The 24721-nt window shown below is 27.6% G+C and carries 14 protein-coding genes and 1 pseudogene; 9 read left to right on the top strand and 6 right to left on the bottom strand.

Annotated features, from left to right (window positions below):
* The first annotated feature begins 444 nt into the window (after positions 1–444).
* The 3 genes from MSCUN_RS07720 (at position 445) to ahcY (ending at position 8694) form a co-directional block, all read left to right on the top strand.
* Positions 445–2649, top strand: coding sequence for a CDC48 family AAA ATPase (locus MSCUN_RS07720; RefSeq protein WP_095608973.1), 2205 nt, complete (start codon positions 445–447; stop codon positions 2647–2649).
* Between the two features lie 366 nt (positions 2650–3015).
* Entirely contained in the window at positions 3016–7254 is a 4239-nt protein-coding gene (locus tag MSCUN_RS07715; protein ID WP_095608972.1) for a lectin like domain-containing protein, read from the top strand.
* A 186-nt stretch (positions 7255–7440) separates the two neighbouring features.
* Positions 7441–8694 carry an adenosylhomocysteinase gene (ahcY, locus tag MSCUN_RS07710; protein ID WP_095608971.1) on the top strand — a complete coding sequence of 418 codons (1254 nt, stop codon included), beginning with the start codon at positions 7441–7443 and terminating at the stop codon, positions 8692–8694.
* A 161-nt stretch (positions 8695–8855) separates the two neighbouring features.
* Here the strand turns inward: ahcY and fen are convergent, their stop codons facing one another.
* Genes fen through galE form a run of 3 tightly spaced genes read right to left on the bottom strand, consistent with a single transcriptional unit; the run spans position 8856 to position 11866 of the window.
* Positions 8856–9839, bottom strand: a complete 984-nt coding sequence (gene fen / locus MSCUN_RS07705; protein WP_095608970.1) for a flap endonuclease-1 — start codon at positions 9837–9839, stop codon at positions 8856–8858.
* A 33-nt stretch (positions 9840–9872) separates the two neighbouring features.
* Entirely contained in the window at positions 9873–10970 is a 1098-nt protein-coding gene (locus MSCUN_RS07700) for a glycosyltransferase family 2 protein (protein ID WP_095608969.1), read from the bottom strand.
* Positions 10892–11866, bottom strand: a complete 975-nt coding sequence (galE, locus tag MSCUN_RS07695) for a UDP-glucose 4-epimerase GalE (RefSeq protein ID WP_095608968.1) — start codon at positions 11864–11866, stop codon at positions 10892–10894. The genes MSCUN_RS07700 and galE overlap by 79 nt, the downstream gene beginning before the upstream one ends.
* Before the next feature lie 249 nt (positions 11867–12115).
* On the opposite strand from galE, the gene MSCUN_RS07690 reads away from it, so the two are divergent.
* Both MSCUN_RS07690 and MSCUN_RS07680 read left to right on the top strand, forming a co-directional pair.
* Positions 12116–12571: a thermonuclease family protein gene (locus MSCUN_RS07690; RefSeq protein ID WP_095608967.1), complete on the top strand. Its 456-nt coding sequence runs from the start codon at positions 12116–12118 to the stop codon at positions 12569–12571.
* Between the two features lie 354 nt (positions 12572–12925).
* Positions 12926–13977: pseudogene (locus MSCUN_RS07680) on the top strand (acyltransferase).
* A 117-nt stretch (positions 13978–14094) separates the two neighbouring features.
* Here MSCUN_RS07680 and MSCUN_RS07675 read toward each other — a convergent pair.
* Positions 14095–14565, bottom strand: a complete 471-nt coding sequence (locus MSCUN_RS07675) for a hypothetical protein (RefSeq protein ID WP_095608964.1) — start codon at positions 14563–14565, stop codon at positions 14095–14097.
* A 288-nt stretch (positions 14566–14853) separates the two neighbouring features.
* Here MSCUN_RS07675 and MSCUN_RS07670 point away from each other — a divergent pair, with 288 nt between their 5' ends.
* From MSCUN_RS07670 to MSCUN_RS07655, 4 genes are read left to right on the top strand one after another with little or no spacing between them, the layout of a single operon-like run.
* Positions 14854–16002 (top strand): DNA double-strand break repair nuclease NurA, encoded by a 1149-nt coding sequence (locus MSCUN_RS07670; protein ID WP_095608963.1) that lies wholly within the window; start codon positions 14854–14856, stop codon positions 16000–16002.
* A 30-nt stretch (positions 16003–16032) separates the two neighbouring features.
* Entirely contained in the window at positions 16033–17538 is a 1506-nt protein-coding gene (locus MSCUN_RS07665; protein WP_095608962.1) for a helicase HerA-like domain-containing protein, read from the top strand.
* 6 nt (positions 17539–17544) lie between these two features.
* On the top strand, positions 17545–18729 hold the full coding sequence (locus MSCUN_RS07660) for a metallophosphoesterase family protein (RefSeq protein ID WP_095608961.1): 1185 nt from the start codon (positions 17545–17547) through the stop codon (positions 18727–18729).
* 22 nt (positions 18730–18751) lie between these two features.
* Positions 18752–21460 carry an AAA family ATPase gene (locus tag MSCUN_RS07655; RefSeq protein ID WP_095608960.1) on the top strand — a complete coding sequence of 903 codons (2709 nt, stop codon included), beginning with the start codon at positions 18752–18754 and terminating at the stop codon, positions 21458–21460.
* 335 nt (positions 21461–21795) lie between these two features.
* Here MSCUN_RS07655 and serB read toward each other — a convergent pair whose 3' ends face one another.
* Complete coding sequence (gene serB / locus MSCUN_RS07650) at positions 21796–23358, bottom strand: phosphoserine phosphatase SerB (protein WP_245837661.1); 1563 nt, start codon at positions 23356–23358, stop codon at positions 21796–21798.
* Between the two features lie 292 nt (positions 23359–23650).
* Positions 23651–24202, bottom strand: a complete 552-nt coding sequence (locus MSCUN_RS07645) for a TATA-box-binding protein (RefSeq protein ID WP_095608958.1) — start codon at positions 24200–24202, stop codon at positions 23651–23653.
* Positions 24203–24721 lie beyond the last annotated feature (519 nt).

Below are 24721 nucleotides of genomic sequence, written 5' to 3'. Positions count from 1 at the left end.
TATTACTATATATATTTTTTGTTAATTTTCTTTTTTTATTATTTTTTGTTTTTATTGCATAGATTTATTAAATTTTACTTAATTTTTTAATACTGTTATTTTTATTTGACTATAAACTAACTAATTATATATATAGTTAACCGAAAAGTATATATACTACTTATAATATAAGTTATAATTACAAAAAGTAACTAAAATAAAACATGTAATAATTTATAATAATTATAATAATATAAACTTTAATAAAAATCAATAAAATTTACATTTTATAAAAAACTATAAATAAAAACACATGACAAACTATTATTTACAAAAAAAATAAAATTAAAAATTTATTTTTTAAAAACTAATAACTTTTCAACACAAATGAAAACCCTTATTAGTAGAAATCAAATATTTAAAAAAAATACAAAAAAAATATAATCAAAACACGGAGAGATAAGGATGGATAATAATAAAGAACTAAAACTAAAAGTAGCCGAAGCCTTCTCCCAATCAGACATAGGAAGATCTGTAGCAAGAATTGACCCACAATGTATGTCCGATCTCGGATTAAGAGATGGAGATATAATTGAAATTGAAGGAGAAAAAATAACAACAGCTACTGTAATAGCATCACAATCTGATATAAGTCTCGGAATCATAAGAATCGATAGCTATATCCGTAAAAATGCAGGAACATCTATAGGTGAAGAAGTAACAGTAAGACCAGCAGTAATCAAAGACGCTAAAAAAGTAAAACTCGCACCAGTAGATCAAGAAATAGCAATCCAAGGGAATCTTAGTAGCATCTTTGTAGACAGAGTTGTAAACAAAGGAGATATCATTGTAACAGGAGTAAGACGTCAACAAAGACCACCATCAATGTTTGATGACCTCTTTAGTCAAATGATGGCATCAGAAACATCATTAGGTGAAATAAAACTCGCAGTAGTAAATACAAAACCATTAGGTCCTGTAAGAATTACAAACGCAACAGACATTGAAATGGAAACAAAACCAGTAGATCCAAGTAAATTCGAAGGAGTAGAAAACCTAATAGATGTATCATATGAAGACATCGGTGGATTAACAAACGAAGTTAAAAAGGTCAGAGAAATGGTAGAAATGCCAATGAAAAGACCAGAACTCTTCAAACAACTAGGAATATCTGCACCTAAAGGAGTATTACTTAGCGGACCACCAGGTACAGGAAAAACATTACTTGCAAAAGCAGTAGCAAATGAAGCTAATGCACACTTTATTGTAATTAATGGACCTGAAATCATGAGTAAATACGTAGGAGGATCAGAAGAACAACTACGTGAACTATTCGAAGAAGCAGAAGAAAACAGCCCTTCAATCGTATTTATTGATGAACTAGATGCAATCGCACCAAAACGTGAAGATGTAAATGGAGATGTAGAACGTAGAATCGTAGCACAACTTCTAACACTCATGGATGGACTTAAAAGTCGTGGAGAAGTAGTAGTAATAGGAGCAACCAACAGACCTGATGCAATCGATGAAGCATTAAGAAGACCTGGAAGATTCGACCGTGAAATAGAAATCGGAGTACCGGATGCACAAGAAAGAAAAGAAATCCTAGAAATCCACACAAGAAACATGCCACTATCAGATGACGTAAATCTTGATGAATTAACAGAAGTAACAAACGGATTTGTAGGAGCAGACCTTGAAGCACTATGTAAAGAAGCAGCAATGCATGTACTAAGACGTGTACTACCAGAAATAAAAACAGACGAAGAAGTTCCAGAAGAAGTACTTGAAAAAATGGTACTAGATAAAAACGACTTCAAAGCAGCACTCAAAGACATTCAACCATCAGCACTACGTGAAGTAATGGTACAAGTACCAAACATAACATGGGATGATGTAGGAGGACTAGATCTTGCAAAACAAGAACTACAAGAAGCAGTAGAATGGCCTTTAAAAAATCCTGAAAAATTCGAAAAATTCGGAATTACACCACCAAAAGGTGTACTACTAACAGGTATCCCAGGTACAGGAAAAACATTACTTGCAAAAGCAGTAGCAAATGAATCTAATGCAAACTTCATATCAGTAAAAGGACCAGAACTACTATCTAAATGGGTAGGAGACTCAGAAAAAGGAGTACGTGAAGTATTCAAAAAAGCAAAACAAGCATCACCAACAGTAATCTTCTTTGATGAAATTGACTCAATCGCATCAGAAAGAGGATCAGGACTAGATAGCGGAGTAACACAAAGAGTAGTAAACCAACTCTTAACAGAAATGGATGGAATGGAAGAACTACACGATGTATCAATCATAGCAGCAACAAACAGAAAAGACATAATCGACCCGGCATTACTACGTCCAGGAAGATTTGACAGACACGTAGAAGTACCATTACCTGATGAAACCTCACGTGAAGCAATCTTCAAAGTACATACACAAAAAATGCCACTCGCAGACGATGTTGATATAAAACAACTCGCAGAACAAACCGAAGGATTTGTAGGAGCAGACATTGAAGCTGTATGTCGTGAAGCAGTAATGCTAACTTTAAGAAAAGACATTGATGCAGAAGAAATTAACCTTGAAGCATTCGAAGAAGCAATGAACAAAGTAAAACCTGATCATTCAGCAGAAGTTGAAGCTGAAGAATCTGTATCATACAGTTAGATCTTAAAGAATAAATCTAAGTAAAAAAAAAAATTTACATACCTCAAAAATTTAAATACTTAGATATAAAAAACCAAAAAAGAAAACTTAAAACTTCAAAAAAAGGATTAACTAGGGATTTAAATCCCCCTTTCTTTCTCCTTTTTTTATATTACTTAAAACTCAAACTATTTTTTTCATACTATTTAATAATAAATTAATATTAAAACTAATTTTATCTAACTTATTTTCTTGTTAAACTAATCTTATTGCTTACTAGATAAATTTATATAACAATCACTTATATAAAGTAAATTAACTAGTTTAATTAAAATTTAAAAACTAATTTTTTAATTTAAAGGTTAAAAGGTTAAAAGGTTAAAAAAAATGAATAATTCTAAGATTTATTTTTTATTTATTACATTTATATTAATCTTACTTTTTGGTGCAACAGCTATATCAGCAGTAGATGAAAATACTACCCAAACACCTACTAATGACATAGTAAGCCAAGATTTAAGTGAAAATATAACTAGTAATAATATAGAAAAAATTATAAAAGAAAATAAAGTTGAAACACAAACTAAGGAAAATAAAAAAATTTCAAAAAATAATACAAATATTCAGAAAAAATCAGAAAATAACTACATATATGTTTCATCTAAAGGAAATACTAATAATGATGGACTAGATAGAACAACTCCAACAACAATAGAAAAAGCACTAACTAACATATATAATAATTCAGTAATCTATTTTATAACAAATACAAATGAGGACACATACTACTTTAAAACACCACTTAATGTTACAACAGCAGAAAATAATATTACATTCACACTTAAAGGTGAAGAAAATAAGAAAATTATCTTTAATGGAGGAAATGAAACAGGTTTTCTTAAATTTAAAGATGAAGGAAATAATATTACTATTTCAAATATTGAATTCAGAAATTCAAAAACTGATTGTCTAATTTTTGCACATAATAATAATTTAAAATTAGATAATTTAACATTTACAGAAAATACACTAGAAATTGAAGATATGTCAAAAATGACAGAATTAGCAACAATTCTAGATTTATCATATTCAAATATTTTAATAAACAATACAATTTTTAAAGGTAACTTTGCTCAAAATTTATCATCTTTAATTGTTGTACGAAACAGCAGTAATTTCATTTTAAACAACTCAGTCTTTGAAAATAATCGTGGAGTTGATTTTTCAAGAGGTATTTTTTCAAAAAGTTCATATTTAATAATTGAAAATAACACATTTAGATACAATTATTTTGATGATCAGAATATAATGGTTATTAGTTATTCTAAGATTGATATAACTTCAACAAAATTTTATAATAACTCTATAAAAGAAGATGGCTGTATTAATATAATCTTATCAGAAGTTAACTTTAAAAATAGTGAATTTACTGATAATAAAGCAAAAAATGGTGGAGTATTATTTATCCAAGATTCAGGGTGTAATATTATAAACTCAACATTCTCAAGAAATAATGCAACCTCTAGTGGAGGTGCAATAGTATTTCTATCAGGTGAACTTAATATAAAAAATTCAATATTCAAACAAAATACTGCTAAATATGAAGGAGGAGCAATAAATTTAAGACAAGCAGATGTAAATATATTAAATTCAACATTCACAGATAATAAAGCAACAAATGGAGGAGCATTATACATTACATATAATGATAATAGCTCATTTGCACAAATACACTCCTCAATCTTTAAAAATAACAATGCAACAAGTGGATCAGTAATATACTCATCAGATTATATTAATCTAACATATAACACACTATTTTCAGATAATCTAACAAATATGTTTTATTCAATATATAATCGAAACTATGATATAAACAATAATTGGTGGGGATCAAACAATCCAAACTTTAAAATACTTACAAATAACATTCTTCCAAAAAACTGGATAACACTAAAAATTAGCAATAAAACACTAACAAATAACACACAACAAATAACCATAAAACTTCAAAAAGAAAATCCCCAAGAAGTAATGGCAGAATGTGAAGTTAACTTTATAACAAATACAGGAAACTTTGCACAAAAAACAATGAAAATAAAAGATACAATTACAAACTATTATAATGGAAATATTAATGATTGTATAATTAAACTAGATCATGAAAAAATAAACATAACACAAAAAGCAGACTTAGGAATATATGTAAATAATATAACCTGTAATCTTGGTGAGAATATAAATATTAACATATTTATTAACAACGATACAACAGCAAATACAACAGTAAAATTTGATAATACCATAATTTATGAAGGTAAAATAAAAAATGGAATATTAAATCTCACATATAAAATAGATCCAAAATATGCTCTAAGTACACATAATTTAACAATTATATACCCAGGAGATAATTTATATAAAACAAAAACACTAATTAATAAAATAAATGTACGAATAAATGAAACAAAACAAAACACTACAATAACACCACAAGATAATACAAATACTACCATTAACACTTCTAATAGTTCACTTCCAAGTAAGTATGATCTACGTGATTTTAACCAAGTAACATCAGTTAAAGACCAAGGTTCAGATGGAAATTGTTGGTCATTTTCAGCAATTGCAGTAGTTGAATCTGCAATACTTAAAAAATATAATATAACATATGATTTTTCAGAAAATAATATGAAAAATATTATGAACAAGTATTCATTTATGGGAAATCCTTTTAAAGAACCTAATCAAGGTGATAGTTCCTTTGTTTCAATGGGATATCTTCTTGGATGGTTTGGTCCTATTAATGATACAGAAGATCCATATGTAAGTGATAGTTTAATTTCACCAACTTTAAATTCAACAATTCATATTCAAGATATTGTTTTTGCAGATGATATTAATCAAATAAAAAAATTAATCATGAACATTGGTGGAGCATCATCATTAATATTTGCAGGTAAAGATCCACTTAACTTATATAATATAGTAGAAGATGAAGATCATGCAATTACTCTTATTGGATGGGATGATAATTATAGTAGATATAACTTTAAAGCAAAAGATGAAAATGGAAACATTGTAAATCCACCAGGTGATGGTGCTTTTATCTTAAAAAATAGTTGGGGAACTGATATAGGAGATAATGGATATCAATACATATCATTCTATGATAAAACTTTTTCAGATCATGCATTTGCATATACAGTAATACTTGATGATACTAAGAAATATGAAAATATATATCAATATGATACTGTTATTTATGTAGATAGCATGAAAGAAGATTCAAAAAAAGCATATAAAAATGTTTACACAGCAAAACGTAATGAGACAATTTCAGCAGTTGGAATATATTCAGAAAAAGGTACAAACTACACAATAGAAATATATGTAAATAATGTACTTAAAATGACACAAAATGGAAATCTTAATTATGATGGATTTAAAACAATAAAACTTAATAATTATATTCCAGTAATAAAAGATGACATATTTACAGTAGTTATTAAAACAACAAGTAAAACTCCATCAGGTGCATGGATTCAAAATCCAGTATATAAATCATCAAATAAAGAAAATCAATCATTTATAAAATTTGGTGATGAAGAATGGATAGATTTATATGACTCATCAACAGCAGCACCAGTTAAAGTATATACAAAAACAACTCCTACAATAACAACATATATAAATCCAACAGATGATCAATTAATTATCGAAGCAAACATAACAACACAAACACCTGGAAAACTTATATTTAAGGCAAATGGAGTAACATTAAAAGATAAACAAGGAAATATAATTATATATAATATAAATTCAAATAAGAGTATAAAACTTGCTTATGATCTTAAATATAACAAAAAACAGTTAAACTTCACAACAGTATTTACAACAGTTGACTATAAAATAGTACAACAAAAAGATATTCAAATACCAACAAAAGACATAATAATGCAAATTGATCCAATACATGGATATATAGGTGATGAAATTCAATTAAATGTTACAATAACAGATATAAATAAAAATAATATAACTGGAGGAAAAGTAGCATTTAAAACAAATGGAGTAACACTAAAAGATGAAAAAGGAAATGTATTATATGCAAAACTCATAAATGGAAAAGCATCAATCACATATAAAATACCATCTTCATGGAAAAATCCAATAATAACATGTACCTTTAGTGGAACAGGCAGATACGTTGATGGACGCATAAATACAACAGATGTAGATATAAACATAACAGCAAAAATAACTCCTATACCAGCAGCAAGAAATAATGAAACAATAACTATTACAACAACCCTATCAGATACAACAATTAACTCAGGACGAGCAGTATATAAAATAAATGGAGTAACAATAAAAGATGAAAAAGGAAATCCAAAATATTTAAGTGTTAAAAATGGAGTAATAACACTAAAATATACAATTCCAGAAAATTTCTCAAATAAAAAATATACTATAACTTTTGTATTTAGTAACAAAAACTATTCAAATATAACAATAAATGAAACACTAACTATAAAAAAATCAGAAACAAAACAAATAAAAAATATAAACACAACAAATAAACTCATCAAAACAGAAAAAAGAACTCTAATAAAACAAAACTAAGAAAAAAAAATATAATCTCCCCCCCATCTATACTCCCACTTTTATTTTTTTTTTAAATTACATTTATTTTAAATTTTAATTTTTTTTATCAAAACCTCTATATTAATATAAAAAATAAATAAAAAGGATTATAAAGTAAGTATTATAATTCAAAAAACAAATTAATTACCAATCGAGGCTATAATTATGACATATGATATTAAAGATATTAACCTAGCACCTGAAGGTGAAAAGAAAATAAAATGGGTACAAAGACACATGCCTGTACTTGAAACAATCAAAAAAGAATTCATGGAAACCAAACCATTTGAAGGAATTACAATCGGATCATGTTTACACCTAGAACCTAAAACAATCAACTTAGGATTAACACTCCAAGCAGGAGGAGCAGAAGTTGTAATGACTGGATGTAACCCTCTTTCAACACAAGATGATGCAACAGCAGCAGGAGCAAAACTAGGACTAAACATGTATGGATGGACTGGTGAAACAAATGAAGAATACTACGAACAACTAAACAAAGTATTAGACTATGAACCAGACATAGTAATAGATGATGGAGCAGACTTAATATTTTTAATACATAAAGAAAGACCAGAACTACTTGAAAAACTAAGAGGAGCATGTGAAGAAACAACCACGGGAATTCACAGACTCAAATCAATGTTTAAAGATGGAGAATTAAAAATCCCTGTAATGGCAGTGAATGACTCATACATGAAATACTTATTTGATAACAGATATGGAACAGGACAATCAACATTTGACTCCATCATGGGAACAACAAACACAGTAATTGCTGGACAAACTGTAGTTGTATGTGGATACGGATGGTGTGGACGAGGAATTGCAATGCGTGGAGAAGGACTAGGTGCTAATGTTATAGTAACAGAAGTAGATCCAATCCGAGCACTTGAAGCAAAAATGGATGGATACCGTGTAATGCCAGTACAAAATGCACTAAAAGAAGCAGATCTTGTAATAACAGCAACAGGAAACCGTGATATTATATCAGGTGATGACTTCAAATACATAAAAGATGGATGTCTCCTTGCAAATAGTGGACACTTCAATGTAGAAATAAATGAAGATGACCTAGCAAAACAAGCAATTGCACGTGAAAACATAAAACCAGATATAGAAGCATTCACAATGAAAGATGGAAGAATCGTATACCTACTTGCAGGAGGACGTCTAGTAAATCTTGCAGGACAATACGGTCAAGGACATCCAGCTGAAATTATGGATCTTAGTTTTGCAATGCAAGCACTATCAGCTAAAAGATTACTAACTGAAGATATGAAACCAGGTGTATATAAAACACGTGATTCAACAGATGAAAAAATAGCAAGACTCAAACTTAAAACAATGGGTGTTAAAATAGATAATTTAACAGAAGAACAAGAAAAATACATGAACAGCTGGGATGTAGGAACATAAAATCTATATTCTATATAAAAAAAATATTCACCTCCCTTATTAAATTATTTTTATAAAAAAAAAGTTATCTTATAAAAAAAAAGAGAGCATTAAAAGAAGTATTATATTAATTAAAAAAAAGTGACTGATAAAAAAAGGGGTATAATTACTAGTTTTATTATTTAAAACCAGTTTTCAAGACTTGTTTGTGCTGCTTTATGTTGTAGTTTTTTAATAGCACTTTGTGTACGTATTTCATCAAAGTCATGTTCTCCACATAAAAAGTCAATTAATTTATCTTTTTGTGGTTTTCTAAATTCTATATCGTAATTACGTACTACATCAGGATTAAGGAATATTTCACGTATCTCATCAACATCACAATCAAGATCATAATTCTTATTTTTAACAATAGATTCAAGTGAACCATATTTGTGCATTAGTTTTATTGCAGTTTTAGCTCCTACTCCATATATTCCATCATTAAAATCTGTTCCTACAAGTATTGCAATATCTACAAGTTGATTTCGTGTTAGATTTAATTCATCTAGTGTTTTTTGTAATTGTAATAATTGTATGTCTGTATTAGTTTTAGTTAATTTGAAGTTACGTAGTATTCTTGGTGCTCCAAATAGTAGACAATCATAATCTTGTGATACTACTGCCCATGCATCACCTTGATTTGCCATGTATGATGCTTGTGCTTCTCCTTCTGTTTTTGATTGGACATATGGTATTCCCATGAGTGTTAAGAGCTTTTTAGATGATTCTATTATTTCACGATTTAAATGTGCTGTTCTTGCTGCATATTTTCGTGCTTTTGCCTCATCACCTAGTTCTAGTGCTTCTTGATATTTTTGTTCTGATTCTTTTTTTACTTCTATTCGTTCTTGTTGTGTTTTTTGTTTAAGTTCTGGTGCTTTTCCATCAAAGACATATATTGGTTTGATGTTTTGTTCAATTAGTGTTGCAGTTTGGAAAAGTATTCCATTTAGATGTGATGTTATGTTTCCATTTAAATCTCGTAGTGGTGTTCCATCGCCTTGTCTCATTGTTGTTAGAAATTTGTAGATGAGATTTGATGCATCAACTGTTAGAACATTATTATCCAAGTTTTTCATTTCTATTTTTTCAGGATGTGTTATATCTTTAAATTTTACTCCCATATTATATTTCCCTCCACTTATTTTGATTTTCTTTTATTCATATAATATTTTTCGGGGTTTTTTATTATCAAAGTGTGATGTTAGCCCATCAATGTATGCATTTGTAAAGAATTTTAGTCTTTTGTATTTATGATCATCAAATACTATTATTCCCATTACTGTTAGTAGATAGTTTTTTAGTATTGTTGTATATAGTGATGTTTTGTTTTTTGTATATTTTCGTCCTAGCCATATTAGGTTTCTTTGCATATAGTAGTTTATCCAGAGTTTATCATATGGTCTTCGTTTGGCTTTAATATTTAATACTTTCTTAGTATATGTTCCTTTCACACTTCCTTCTGCATGTTTTATTATACTATTTTTTATTAGCTTGATTTTACCTACTTGACGCAGGCGTATGCAGTATTCTAGATCATCTGTATGTATGAAAAATTCACGTTTTGGATATCCTATCTTATCTATTGCTGTTGATTTTAAAAGTAATCCTACAAATGATACCATATCAACATCAATAACATCTTCTTTTAGATCTTCATCTGTTATATGTTCTTGTATTGGTAAACCTTTTTCGAAGTTAAAATATCCTCTGTGATGATATAGTATGTTATCATCCATATCTACTTTTAAACTTGCAAGAGCAGATATGTCAGGTAAGTTATAGTAGGGTTGTAGATTTTTAAGACATGTTAAGGTAGGATAGGCATCATCATCCATTATCCATACCCAGTCATATTGATCTTCATGTGCTTGTTTTACACCTTCATAGAATCCTCCAGCTCCTCCAACATTTTCAGGTAAATGAATATATCGTATGATGATATTTTCATAGTTTTTTTCTGTTTGTTGTATATTGGAACTGTTTTCATTTATCATCTCATCTATGTATTTGTGTTCATATAGTGTTTGTTGTGTTTGATCTGTTGAATTGTTGTCTACTATGTATATTGCATCAGGTTTTAGTTCTTGATTTATTAAAGCATCAATACATTTAACTAAAAGGTTTTTACGATTATATGTTACAACTACGCTACATACTGTGTTTGTCATCGTGTTTATTCCTGATTTAGTTTTTGATGCCATTTCCATGCAGTTTCTACTATTTGGTCTATATTTGTGTATTGTGGATTCCATCCTAGTATTTTATTTGCTTTTTCTGAACTTCCTATTAGTATTGCTGGATCTCCTTCGCGTCTGGTGGTTTCTGTTACTTTAAAATCACGACCTGTTACATTTTTCACAGATTCTATTACTTCACGGACTGAAAATCCTAGTCCATTTCCGAGGTTAAATTGGTTAGATTCATTGTTATCTTCTAGGTATTTTAGTGATCTGATGTGTGCATCAGCAAGATCTGTTACGTGGATATAATCTCGTATACATGTTCCATCTGGTGTATCATAGTCTGTTCCAAATATTTTGATATCTTCACGTTTTCCTAGTGCTGCATCTAGTATTAGTGGTATTAGGTGTGTTTCTGGGTTATGCCATTCACCAATTTCTGCTGTTTTATCTGCTCCTGATGCATTGAAGTATCTTAGTATTACTGATTTTAGTCCATATGCTTCATCATAGTCATGTAAGATTTTTTCTACCATTAGTTTGGTCATTCCATATGGATTTATTGGATTTTGTGGATGATCTTCTACTAGTGGTATTTTTTGTGGTATTCCATATGTTGCACATGTTGATGAGAATATGAATTTTTTAACATCATGTTTTAGCATTACATGTAGTAAGTTCATTGTGTTTACTACGTTGTTGTAGTAGTATTTTTCAGGATTAGTTACTGATTCTCCTACATCTATGAATGATGAGAAATGCATTACTGCTGTTATATCATATTTTGTGAATATTTCATCTACCTTATTAACATCTGCTAAGTCACATTTTACGAATGTTCCCCATTTTATTGATTCTTTGTGTCCATAACTTAGATTATCAAGTATGATTGTTTCATATCCTGCTTCATTTAGTGCTTTATTTACGTGTGATCCTATGTATCCTGCTCCACCTACGATTAATATCAAATTTATCAAACTCCATGAAATTGTGTATTTAGAAAAAAATTTCTATTTTTATTTTTTTATGTCTTTTTTTTAAATTATTATAAATATATGTTTGTTATTAAATATAACTAATAGCACTAAAAAAATATAATTAATATTTTTTATTTGAAGTTTAAAAGTTTAATTTATTCTTATAAATTTTATTTAGAAAAAATAGAGCTTTTAAATTTGCTAGATGAATAAAATAAACATAATGATGTGAAAAAAATAATGAAAATTAATAGGAAGTATTTAATTGGATTACTTGTTCTTGTAGCATGCGCAAGTTCACTTTTATCTGTAAGTGCATGGGCTCCAAATACTAGTAATTATCCTACAACTACTGTTACTATTGATGGATCTAATGTTACAGGTCAATGTATCAAGGTTATTGATGGGGATACAATTGATGTTGAAAATGTAGGTCGTATCAGATTTGTAGGAGTTAACACACCAGAACGTGGAGAAGATGGATATAAGGAAGCTAAGGATTTTGTTAAAAGTCAATGTCTTAATAAACAAGTAACTATTGATGTTGATAGTGCTAAGAATTATGATAAGTATGGTCGTGTTCTTGGTATTGTATATGTTGATGGTAAAAACTTAAATCAAGAACTTCTTCAAAAAGGATATGCTGAAGTTATGTATATTCCACCATCTGAATATAATCCAAATAGTTGGACATAAAAAAAACTTTTCTAACCACCCAACTTTTTATTTTTTTTTAATTTTATAAACTTAAAAAAAAATTAGAATACTTTTTTTTAATAAAACTTTTTTTCTTATTTTAATTCTGTATTTATCTAATTTTATGGTTTGTATATCTATAAGTTTTTAAATATACCTTTAAAATATACTATTTTTAATAACAAGTATTATGTATTTGTTTTTATTTAAAAAGATAAATTTAAATACGAATTAAAACAAAATATATTATTAATGATATTTGATTTAAAATTAATTTTACATTTCTTGAATTTTTTGTAAAATTAACCACATGAAATAATCATAAAATAAAAACCAAGCTTTAAATGATTAAAAATGGAAAGAATAGCCTATATTGATTATCTTAAAGCTTTTGGAATCATAGGTGTAATAATCATACACTTAACTTCAAGATACCTAACAAATTCACCAGTAGGTTCTTCACTCTGGCTTCAAGCCTCAGTTTTAGAATCACTAGTACGATTTAGTATAATTGTATTTGTAATGGCATCAGGAGTTCTACTACTTAAAAAAAGACAACTCATTGAAGATTTACCAAGACGACTAAAACGTGTACTTATCCCATACTTTTATGGTTTATAGTTTACTTTTTCATAAAAATGTTTAAAGAATATGGAATAAGCTACATGATGAACATATCAAACATACTAAACTTTTTAGGTGCAGCACTTCTTGATCCAACAATACTTACTGTTCAATTCTGGTTTATTTACATGATAGTAGGTGTATACATAATATCCCCAGTAATATCAACATGGGTAACTGCAGCTACAAAAAGAGAAATAAGCTATTTTTTAGTAATATGGCTATTTCTTTTAACACTTAATATGACTAATATAAACTTCTTACTAGTTGATTATCTTAAATTCTTCACAGGATTTATAGGATACTTTATATTAGGATACTACCTTGACATAACTCGTAATAAGTACTTAATGAGTCCAAAGTTTGGATTATTAATATTTCTAATAGGAGCTGTTATGACAATGGTAGGATTTATAACAACATCATATATCGATGGTGCTAATAATTATCTTTTCATAAAACTAGGAGATCTTACACTAAATGCAGCACTAGAAGCAACAGGATTATTTATAATTCTTAAAAATATTGATTATAAGAAGTTATTTAAAAAGTATGAACCAACAATTACAAAACACATAACCACACTAAGTATTTACAGCTATGGAATTTATCTTGCAAATATACTATTAATAAATATATTTTATACACATGGATTTAATATTAACATATCACCATTTATCATGGTACCAATATTTACAATAATAACAATAACAGTTCTATTATTGATTCTAAAAGTCTTTGAAAGAATACCAATTTTAAGAAAAATGACAGGAGTACGTTAATTAAGTAAGTACTCCTCTTTTTATAATTATTCATTTTTCCATATTGAGGATTAATTTTATAAAAAAAAGATTAAAAAAAAAGTAAAAAAGAAGATTAAATTTTATAAAGATAAAATATTATATTGTATAATATTCACCATCAACACGCTTAATTTTCTTAATAAGATCCTGATTTTCAAGAGATACAATGTTATTATACGTCTTTTTAGGTGATAATTTAAGATCACCATAAAGTAGTTCACCTTCAACAATATAACATGGAGCATAACCTTCATATTTTTCAATAAGTTGTTTTATAATTTCATAAGCATCTTCTTCAGTCTTATTTAACATATATTTCTTTAATGCTGATTTATCTTCAACAGTCTTAACTTCTTGATTTAAATCATTATATGTAACAATTTTATCTGATGAATCAACATATACAAACTTCTTATCTTCTAAGGATTTAAGAAGATCTACAACCTCAGTTTCTGACATGTCAAGAATTTCACGAATTGTATCATATGAAATACTTTCAGGATACTTGGTAAGATTATTTTTAATTAATAAAAGAATTTTATTTTCATTTTTAGTTATTATCTGCATATATATTAAAACCTAAAATTTAAATTTAATTTTTTTCATGTAATAATCATTTATGTTAAATATAATTTTTATAAATTTACAATTTCAATTATTAAAAAGAAATTAACAGAGTTAAAAAAAAAATAATATATAAATAATTTTCATATTTAATAAAAAATATAATCATAATAATAAGAAAAAAAAATACAAATTCAAATAAAGTAATATAATTTATAACTATAATTAAAAAAAAAGAAAGAAACACTAAAAATAAACTAATTTATACCCGCTTTGGAGGAATAATATCTAATGCTTGATATTTTACTTGAAAAAACAATACTAAACCAGAAAGATATTACAAATTTTTTTAATACAATTGGTGAAAATATAGATATAGATAAAATACAAAAAGAATTCCATGAATACAATCCAAAAACAGAAACACCAACAAAGACATTTGCAGCAATAGATGGAAGTTATAACAATAAAAAGCTAATGGCAGCATTTGTATATGCAATAGCAAGTCAAACCATAATATATAATCCTAAAACTAAAATAACAAAAGAATCATCAGCAGGAGACATAAATCTAATATCATCAACAAAAACTCGAAATATCCGTGAAATACTCTCACAACAAATGAACATACTAGAACTTAAAAGTACAATAGACACACTACAAAGATACCCTGATATTGACTATATGCTACTTGATGGAATGATAAGTGGAACCATATATCAAACATCAAATCCAAAATTTTCACCATATATTAAAAAATGCTTACAACAATGGGCAAAACAAATCGAAATAGAAATATATAGTGGTAACTTTCCAATAGAAGTTAAAAGTATAACACAACAAGATGAAATCATAGAAAAAATAAAACAAATCTATAAATTTAAACTTAAAGAAGAGATTGAAGACTTAAATAGTATAATATCATACATGCAAACACTTGAACAGCTAACATGTCTTAATTATCTTCTTAAAAAATTTTCACATAAAATTGTTGGAATATCAAAAACAAGCAGTACACAACAACAATTTAATCAACAAATACCAGATGCAGCTGCTGTTGAATATACATGTGAAAATCCTGGATATACAACACCAATGAAACTAACAGATATAAGACCTCTACGTACAACATCTGATGATTCTATACATGTACAACTACCTATACATAAGGATCTTACAAATATTGTATACACTACATTTTTCACACGGCTTGATAAACGTGGAAATGTTTTAAAAATAGAACTACCCTATGATATATCTGAAGATGAAGATAAGATTAAAAGTATACTTGATGATATAAACTCAATAAGTCTTAATGGATATCCATATATTTTAAAACGAGCACATGATGATGTAGTAATAAAACAAGAAGATATGTATAAGATCATGAAAAGATTAGGAATTTATGAAAAAACAGGACGTGACATGCTAGAAAAATAAATAAAAAAAATACTTTTATGGAGGAATAACATGACAAAAATAATCGGAAGATCAATTGGAGAAACAGAAACAGGAAGCCTAGAATTCATATCAAAAGACCTATCAGCAGTAGGAGAATATGTATGTATAGAATATAACAACCAAACAATACTTGGAATGATATCATCACTAAATCGTGGAAGCATAATGCTAGAATCAGACATAAGAAACCCAGATCTAGTTGAAAAAATAAATGAACTAGAAGGAGATCTTGAACACTACGTAAGAGGAGAAGTGATGATACTAGGAGACATAGAAAACCTACAAATACCAAGAATACCAGCACCTCCAGGAATAACAATAAGAAAAGCTGAAATAGACGAACTTAAAAAAGTATTCCAAAAAGATCAAGCAATAAAAATAGGAACAGTACTAACACAACCTGAAGTTGATGTAAAAGTAGATGTAAATAAAATGGTATCACGACACCTTGCAATACTAGCAATGACAGGAGCAGGAAAATCCAACACAACAACCGTGATAATAGATCAACTACTAGCAAAAAATGGGACAATGCTAGTATTTGATATGCACTCAGAATACGGAAATATAGAATTTAAAAACGGAAATAAAAAAAGAATAGCTCCAAAAATAAATCCTAAAAATCTAAGCATAGGAGAATATAAAAAACTACTAAAAGTAGGAGAAAATGCAGTAAACCAGGAAAAATACTTACGTGATGCACATAACTATGCAAAAGCAAAAGTAGAAGATGCCAAAGAACTAAAAGATGAACCAATAAACTTTATAGAAGAGATGAAATTCTTCTTATCTGATAAAGCAAATCAACTAGAAGAAGTAAATAAAAGTCACTATGAATCAGTAAACCAGGTACTATTTAAACTCGAAGGATTACAAAACAGATATGGATACTTATTTAGCTCAAATGATGAAAGTAGTATAACTAAAACTATACAACCAGGATGTGTTAATATCATTGGCCTTGGAAGTGTAGATGAAAAAGGTGTAGATATAATAGTAAAACATGCTCTAACAGAAATACTAACAGAACGTAAAAAAGGAAAACTTAAATTCCCAGTATTTTGTATAATAGAAGAAGCACACATGATAGTATCAGAAAGACGAAATACAGATTCAAAATATATTATAAGTAAAATAGCACGTGAAGGACGTAAATTTGGAGTAGGATTATGTCTAGTTAGTCAAAGTCCAAAATCACTAGATTCTGAAACACTATCACAAGTAAATAACTTAATCATACTACGTCTTGTTGAACCAAATGATCAATCACATGTCCAGAAAAGTAGTGAAAGTTTAAGTAATGATTTGCTAAAACAACTTCCATCACTAAATATTGGAGAAGCAATAATTCTAGGACAAATGACAAATATTCCTACAATGGTAAAAATAGATGAATTTAAAGGAAAAATTGTAGGAACAGATCTTGATATCCTAAAAGAATGGGAAAAAGCAGTAAAAACAGAAGTTGAAGAAATAGAATCACAAGATGATGAAATAGATGATTTTGGAGTATAAATTAAAATGACTAAAATTGCACACATTGCTGATACCCATCTTGGATATCGACAGTATGGACTAATAGAACGTGAAGAAGACTTTTATGAAGCATTCAGAAATATAATAGATGACATAATAAAACAAGACGTTGATTATGTAATACATGCAGGAGATTTATTTGAACATTCTAAACCTCCCATAAAAGCACTTCTTGAAGCACAACGAGGATTTGAAAAACTAAAAGAGCATAATATACCAATATATGCTATTGCTGGAAATCATGATATGATGCAAAGATCAAAAACAACAATACCACAAGAACTATTTAGTAATGATAATTTTCACATACTATCTACTAAAAATTACAGTGTAGTACTTGATGATGACATATATCTTGCAGGTCTTCCATTTTTAGGTCGTGAATACCAAAAAACAGTTGCAAAACGACTTATGAAAATACAAGAAGAATCAGAGAAATACCCATATCGTATACTTATGCTTCATGGATCAATAGAAAAATACTTTGAAATAGAACCAGAATTTACACTCGACATGATACCTGCAGGATTTAACTACTATGCAATGGGACATATTCATCAGAAAAAAGAGGACAGATTCAAAGGAGGAATACTCTCATATCCAGGATCAACAGAACGTAAATCAAAAGCTGAAGCTAAAGAATACAATGATGGAAGAACAAAAGGATATTCACTTATTACAATTGATCATGTAAATGATGAAATAGACTACCAATTTAGACATGTAAAATTAAAACGTAAGTTTATTTTACGTAATATAGACTATCCAAAACTTGACATATCACTTAACAAACTACATGATGAAATATTAGACATTATTGATGAAAATCAGAGTAATCTTCCTGTTGTAATTCTTAATATTAGACATGGAAACTTTGAAAGATCAGAAGTATCTGAGAAAATTCATGAAAAACTTGATGATATAACACTTAATATACGCATAGAATATAATCCAATAGATGATATGACAGATGATATTGAAAGTTATGAAGAAATGAATCTTGAACCTGAATACTTCATACGCCAAAGATTAACACAAGAACTTGGAAGTGAAGAAATAGCAACACTTGGAATAAACTTATATAAAAATCTTCCAGAAAACATAGATGAAGCATTTCTAATAGCAGAAGACTTCTTTAAAGAACAATACCAAATTGATGAAAACAAATGAGTATGAAAAAGAGGAATATTAGATGATTATAAAAACATTAAAACTTGAAAACTTCAAATCCTATAAAAACAGTACAATAGACTTTGATCAAGGAATATCACTCATACTAGGAGAAAATGGGTCAGGAAAATCATCAATACTTGAAGCAATAAGCTTTGCATTATTTGGAAAACTAAACACAAAACTTGATGAAGCAATACGAAAACCCATAAATGATGAAGATACAATAGAAAAGATGAGTGTAACTCTTACATTTAAACACAATGGTAAAACCTACAAGATAAAAAGACAAAGAAAAAGCAATAAAACCACTGTATCACTACATGATATAAGTGATGAAAAACCATTCCTACTATCAAAAACAGCAGATGGAGTAAAAGAAGAAGTAAATAACATCCTAAATATAGACTATGACTCATTTCAAAATGCAGTATACATAAAACAAGGAGAAATAACCAAACTAACAGAAGCAACACCTGCTGAGAAGAAAAAACTAATTGCAAAACTATTAAATATAGAAACACTTGAAAAAGCATATGATAACATACAAAAAATCATAAAACAATACGAAGATACACTACAATATAACAAAGGAGAACTAAGCAGATATGAAGAAAAACAAGAAAACAAAAAACAAACACAACAACAAATAAAACAACTAAAAGATGAACATGACAAACTAGAAAATGAAATAACAAAAACACAACAACAAATAAAAACATACAAAGAAAAACTACAAAAACTAGAAACCCAGAAAGATGAATACAACACAATAAACACAGACATACAACACAAACAAAAAGAACTAATTAAAACAAGTAATCAAATTGAAGATTTAACAAAAACCATACAACAAATAGAAGATGAAGAAAAAAAAATAAAAGAAATAGAAACTAAAATACAACCATTAGAAGATCTAAAAAAAGCAGATAAAGCACATAGTGAACTAAAAAACCAACAAACACAACTAACTCCAATAACTCAACAAATAACAGAAATACAAAAAAATGAACAAATATTAAAAAATACAAAAGATGACTATGAAAAATATAACAAACTACAAACACAACAAAAACAACTACAACAAACACGTGAAAAACTAAATGAAGAAGTAAATCAAAATAACATCAAAAAAGCAGAAATAGAAAATCTAAAACAAAGACGAGACACACTACAAAAACAACTACAAAACAACATAATAAATGCAGTAAGTAAATTTCACATATCATTTACTACCATGAGTGAAATAAAAGAATACCTGGCTGATAAAATAGAAAAATCAGCAGAAAACTATCATAAACTAAATGAACAAATACAAAAAAATAAGACAATTATCACAACAAATCAAAATCTAATAGAATCTACAAAAAAATCACTAGAAGATCTTAAAAATACAACAGACACATGTCCAATATGTCAATCAGAAATAACACACCAAAAACATGAACAACTAGAAGCTCAATATAAAAAACAAATAGAAAATTATGAACAACAAAATACTAAATTAAGCCTTGAAAATGCAAAATTAAACCAGAAACTAGAAAATGAAGAAAAACTCAATAATGAACTATTTGACTTTGATCTTAAATTAAATACAGATGATGAAAAAGAATTTAACACACTTAAAGATGAATATAAACAAAGAAAAACAGAATGTCCTAAAATACAACAAAAACAAGATGAATACAATAAATGTAAAGAAGATCTAAAAAATATACAAATACAAATTGATCAACTTAAAGAAAACTATGAATCATATAAAATATCAACACAAGTTATAGAAAATGCACCAAATCTTGATATACTAATACAAAAACAACAAAATATTAACAATAATATTAATCAACAAAAACTCATAGTTCATGAAATTACAATGAAACATAAAATACGTGATAATCTAAAACACCAAATTACTTACCTTGAATCACTTAAAGATGAACAAAATAGACTTAAAGGAAAAGTAACGAACAAAGATACAATGATAAAACAACAACAACTCTTTAAAGATCAACATAAAAATATAACACTCACTATGGATGATTTTAAAAATAGACTCATAAAATTAGATTATGATAAAATTCAACATGAACAAATTATGAAATTATATGATGATATAAATCATAAAAATAACGAATATGAAAAACAATTATCTGTAAATGAAAAAGAAATCGAATTAAACAAACAAACACTAAATAAAATTAACAGTGAAATAGAAGAACTTGATAAAATAAAACAAGAAACACAATCTGCACAAGACTATATTAAAGTTCTTGATATTATACGTCAAACATATAGTAAAGATGGTGTACAAAGTGATCTTCGTGAAGAAGTAAAACCACAAATAGAACGTAACACGATGAATATCTTCCAAGAATTTGGATTTGACTATTCATCAGTAAATCTTGATCGTGACTATAATATTACAGTTAAATCACATAATGAAGATCTTAACTTAGATCAACTTAGTGGTGGAGAACGTATTGTTATAGCATTAGCACTTAGACTTGCAATAGCAAAAACAATAGCAAAATCAAGTATGGAACTACTCATCTTAGATGAACCTACAATACACTTAGATAGTGAACGTAGAAGTTCTCTTCTTGAAATAATAAGTAGAATTAACCTAGTTCCTCAGATGATTGTAGTAACTCATGATGATGAAATGGAAGCATTATCAAATAACATTATAAAAGTTAAAAAGGAAAATGCAATATCATCAATAGAAAATTAGTATATTAAATAAGCTTTAGTAAATTTAGGAAATTAATAAAAAAAATAGTATGAAAAATTAGCTTTTATGAAATTGGAGATTAATTTTTAAGTAAAAAGTAAAAAAGAAGAAAAGATAATTAAGTATAAAGTTTTACTTTTTCTTAGTACTATTAAATATTTCTAGCTAAAAAACTATTTTTTCCCTTAATTGCTAGTTTTTAAAAATTCCAGTACTAAAAGTCCTTTTAGTTTATTTATACTAGATCTTCTCTTTTTTTTATTTTTTTTTAACTAAAAAAGAAGCAATAAAAAATTTCTTCTTAAATGAATTTTATTATTCTTCAAAAAATACATCTACATGATGTTATATTTTTGTAGTAATAAGAATTCTTCAGTAGTAAGTTTTTTACCGTCTTTGAATTTTTGGAAGATTTCTTCTGCTTCTTCTTTTTCACGTACATCATCAGATTTTCCATCTCCACCTTTTCTAGATCTGGAATTGGATTTTGCTTGATCCATGAATTTGTTTACTTTTCTGATTTCTGTAAGTTTTTCTTTTACTTCTTCATGTTTTGCTGTTGCAGCATTTCTTGAGTTGATGAATTCTTGGTGTTTTGCATCTGCTTTTTCACGGATTCCATCAATTTTGTTGAAGTATTCAATCATATCTTCGTGTACTGCTTGTGCTTTATCTGAAAGTTCTACAACTTTTTGGTGGTATTGTTCTGATTTTTCTTTTAAGTCGCCTGCATCTTCAGCTTCTTCTTCATTGCTTTGGATTTTTTTGAGTTGTTTTGTTAAATCAGATACTCTTTTTACAAGCTCATTTTCTTTTCTGATGTCTAATACTTTAGTTTGTATTGTTTTATCAATTTTGTTGATTTCAGCTTGTATGTTTGAGATTTCTTTACGTCCTGTGTTCCATTCAGATTTTTTAAGTTCTTCATTGCACTCATTTCTGAGTTCTTTGAATTTTTTAACTTCTTTGTTTATTTCGTCTCTTTCATTTCTTTTTTCTAAAGCTGTGTTAAGAGTGTCTTTGAGTTCTTGGTTTAGTTTGTCACGTTCTTGTCTGAATGCTTTTGTATCTTCATTCATTGAGTCACGTACATTTTTAAGTTCTGTTAAATCTGCTTCAAGATCTCTTTTTACTTGTAGTAATTGTTGGAAGTTAAGTTTTGAGTAGTCAATTGCATTTTCTTCAGCTTCTTCTACTGCTTCTTGTTCTTCTTGTTGTACATCTTCTACAGGAACTTCTTCTTCTGTTGTTTCTACTACTTCTTCTTTAGTTATTTTTTCTTCGTCTGTCATTATATCAAGTACCTTCCTTAGGTCTTTTTCGTTGATTTGTATATCTGCGTGTTCTTTAACTATTGGTTTTGCATTGTATGCTATTCCAATTTTAGCATGTTTTATCATTTCAAGGTCATTTGCCCCATCTCCAATTGTTGCACATTCATCTAGAGTTATTCCTAGTTCGTCAACTAGTTCTCTTAGTACATCTATTTTGTTTTGTGTTACAAGTGGTCCGGACACTTCTCCTGTAAGTTTGCCATCTTTAGTTTCTAGTGTGTTATAGAATGCATAATCTGCCCCTATCCATTCTTTTACTTTTAAAGCTATTACATCAAAACTTCCTGTGATGATTGCTATTTTATATCCCCATTCTTTTAGTTGGGTAGCTGTTTGTTTTGCTCCTGGATTTAGGGATATATTATTCATCCTCTCATCTATTTCATCAGTACTTATTCCTTCGAGTTTTTTAACTCTTCGTCTGATGGATGTTTCAAATGGAATTTTACCTTGCATTGCTTGTAATGTTATGTCACTAATTTCTTTTTCATTACCATTTATTTTTGCTATTTCATCTATTGTTTCTGTATCTATTAATACATTATCTAGATCAAATACTACCAATTTAATCAAAAGATCACCGATATCATTTTTAATAAAATAAAATAAGAAAATATGTTTTTTTTATGAATTTCCTTTATTTTATAAAATATTTATCATTTTTATTATTTATTGTTGATTATATATTTTTTTTTCTATCTAAAGGAATTTTTTGGGTTTTCCCTTTTTTCTTATTTTTTCATATTTTATTAATTATATTTTATTTGGGAGTTTAGTTTTTTCTTAGTATTTTTGGTGGTCATGTTTCTGGAGTATAAATAAATTATTCTCTTAATATTGGATCAAATGATCAGATCTATTCTTCAATTAAGTATAATTCAATTAGACGTTCTTTTGTTTTTTGTACACCTAATTGTGCTTGATCAGCTGTTTTTGCTCCAGTACATACAACTTTTCCTGAACCAAATAGTAATAATACTACTTTTGGATCTTCAAGTCTGTATACAAGTCCAGGGAATTGTTCTGGTTCATATTCTGTATTTTCAAGATCTAATGCTACAGCTTCTAGGTTTAATACTTTTCCAAGGTTTGCTGATGCTACTATGTTTTGAATTTTTATTTCAAATTCTTCTGGTATTTCAGGATCTAATTCTCTTATTTTATCCACTGTCATGTGAATTGCTTTAATTGAATCCTCAATACATTTTGCTCCGGTACATACTAGTTTACCAGATCCAAATATTAATGCAGCTGTTTTAGGTTCTTTAAGTTTAAATACAAGTCCTGGGAATTGTTCTAGGTTGTATTCTACATTTTCTAAAGCAGGTGCGATTCTAGGTAGTTCTAGTGATTTACCTAGAGTTGCGGATGCTACTATATTTTCAACTTTAATTTCTACATCTGCCATTATTTCTCCTCCATATATGTGATATAAAATTTTATTTTTTTTAGCATTGTTTTATTTTTTTTAATTTCAATTATTTTTAAAACGAAAGATTATAAAGTCTTTAAATTTTCTTTTAATTAAGAAAAAAAATGTGTTATAATTTTTAACATATTTTTTATTACCCAAAATATGATAATTTAGATTAAAAGTAATTATTCTTTTAATAGATAAAAAGAAAATAGTATAACATTATATTAATTAAGAAAACCATTAATCTACTAAGTTTTAAAAAAAATTAACAGTTTATAATTCTTAAAAAAAATAATTATTCAAATCTTTTTACAATAATAAAAAAAGATACAAAACTATATAAAAAAATTTAATCTCTTAAAATTATCAAAATCCTTAATTTTTGGGGTTTAAAAGAAAATTCAACTCATCACTCTTCATGCTTTTATATTATAATATTTATTTAAAAAATACCAAATAACATATTATGAATTTATATATGTAATTTTTTATTTATATATATAACTATAT

The sequence above is a fragment of the Methanosphaera cuniculi genome (genome assembly GCF_003149675.1).
GTDB lineage: Archaea > Methanobacteriota > Methanobacteria > Methanobacteriales > Methanobacteriaceae > Methanosphaera > Methanosphaera cuniculi.
This window is presented reverse-complemented; position numbering and strand designations above follow the sequence as displayed.

Coding starts and splice junctions, on each gene's coding strand:
- MSCUN_RS07645 (WP_095608958.1), bottom strand. CDS start 24,202: ATGGCAGATGTAGAAATTAAAGTTGAAAATATAGTAGCATCCGCAACT.
- MSCUN_RS07670 (WP_095608963.1), top strand. CDS start 14,854: ATGCTTGATATTTTACTTGAAAAAACAATACTAAACCAGAAAGATATT.
- fen (WP_095608970.1), bottom strand. CDS start 9,839: ATGGGAGTAAAATTTAAAGATATAACACATCCTGAAAAAATAGAAATG.
- MSCUN_RS07665 (WP_095608962.1), top strand. CDS start 16,033: ATGACAAAAATAATCGGAAGATCAATTGGAGAAACAGAAACAGGAAGC.
- MSCUN_RS07700 (WP_095608969.1), bottom strand. CDS start 10,970: ATGGAATCCACAATACACAAATATAGACCAAATAGTAGAAACTGCATG.
- MSCUN_RS07720 (WP_095608973.1), top strand. CDS start 445: ATGGATAATAATAAAGAACTAAAACTAAAAGTAGCCGAAGCCTTCTCC.
- MSCUN_RS07655 (WP_095608960.1), top strand. CDS start 18,752: ATGATTATAAAAACATTAAAACTTGAAAACTTCAAATCCTATAAAAAC.
- MSCUN_RS07660 (WP_095608961.1), top strand. CDS start 17,545: ATGACTAAAATTGCACACATTGCTGATACCCATCTTGGATATCGACAG.
- MSCUN_RS07690 (WP_095608967.1), top strand. CDS start 12,116: ATGAAAATTAATAGGAAGTATTTAATTGGATTACTTGTTCTTGTAGCA.
- ahcY (WP_095608971.1), top strand. CDS start 7,441: ATGACATATGATATTAAAGATATTAACCTAGCACCTGAAGGTGAAAAG.
- MSCUN_RS07675 (WP_095608964.1), bottom strand. CDS start 14,565: ATGCAGATAATAACTAAAAATGAAAATAAAATTCTTTTATTAATTAAA.
- MSCUN_RS07715 (WP_095608972.1), top strand. CDS start 3,016: ATGAATAATTCTAAGATTTATTTTTTATTTATTACATTTATATTAATC.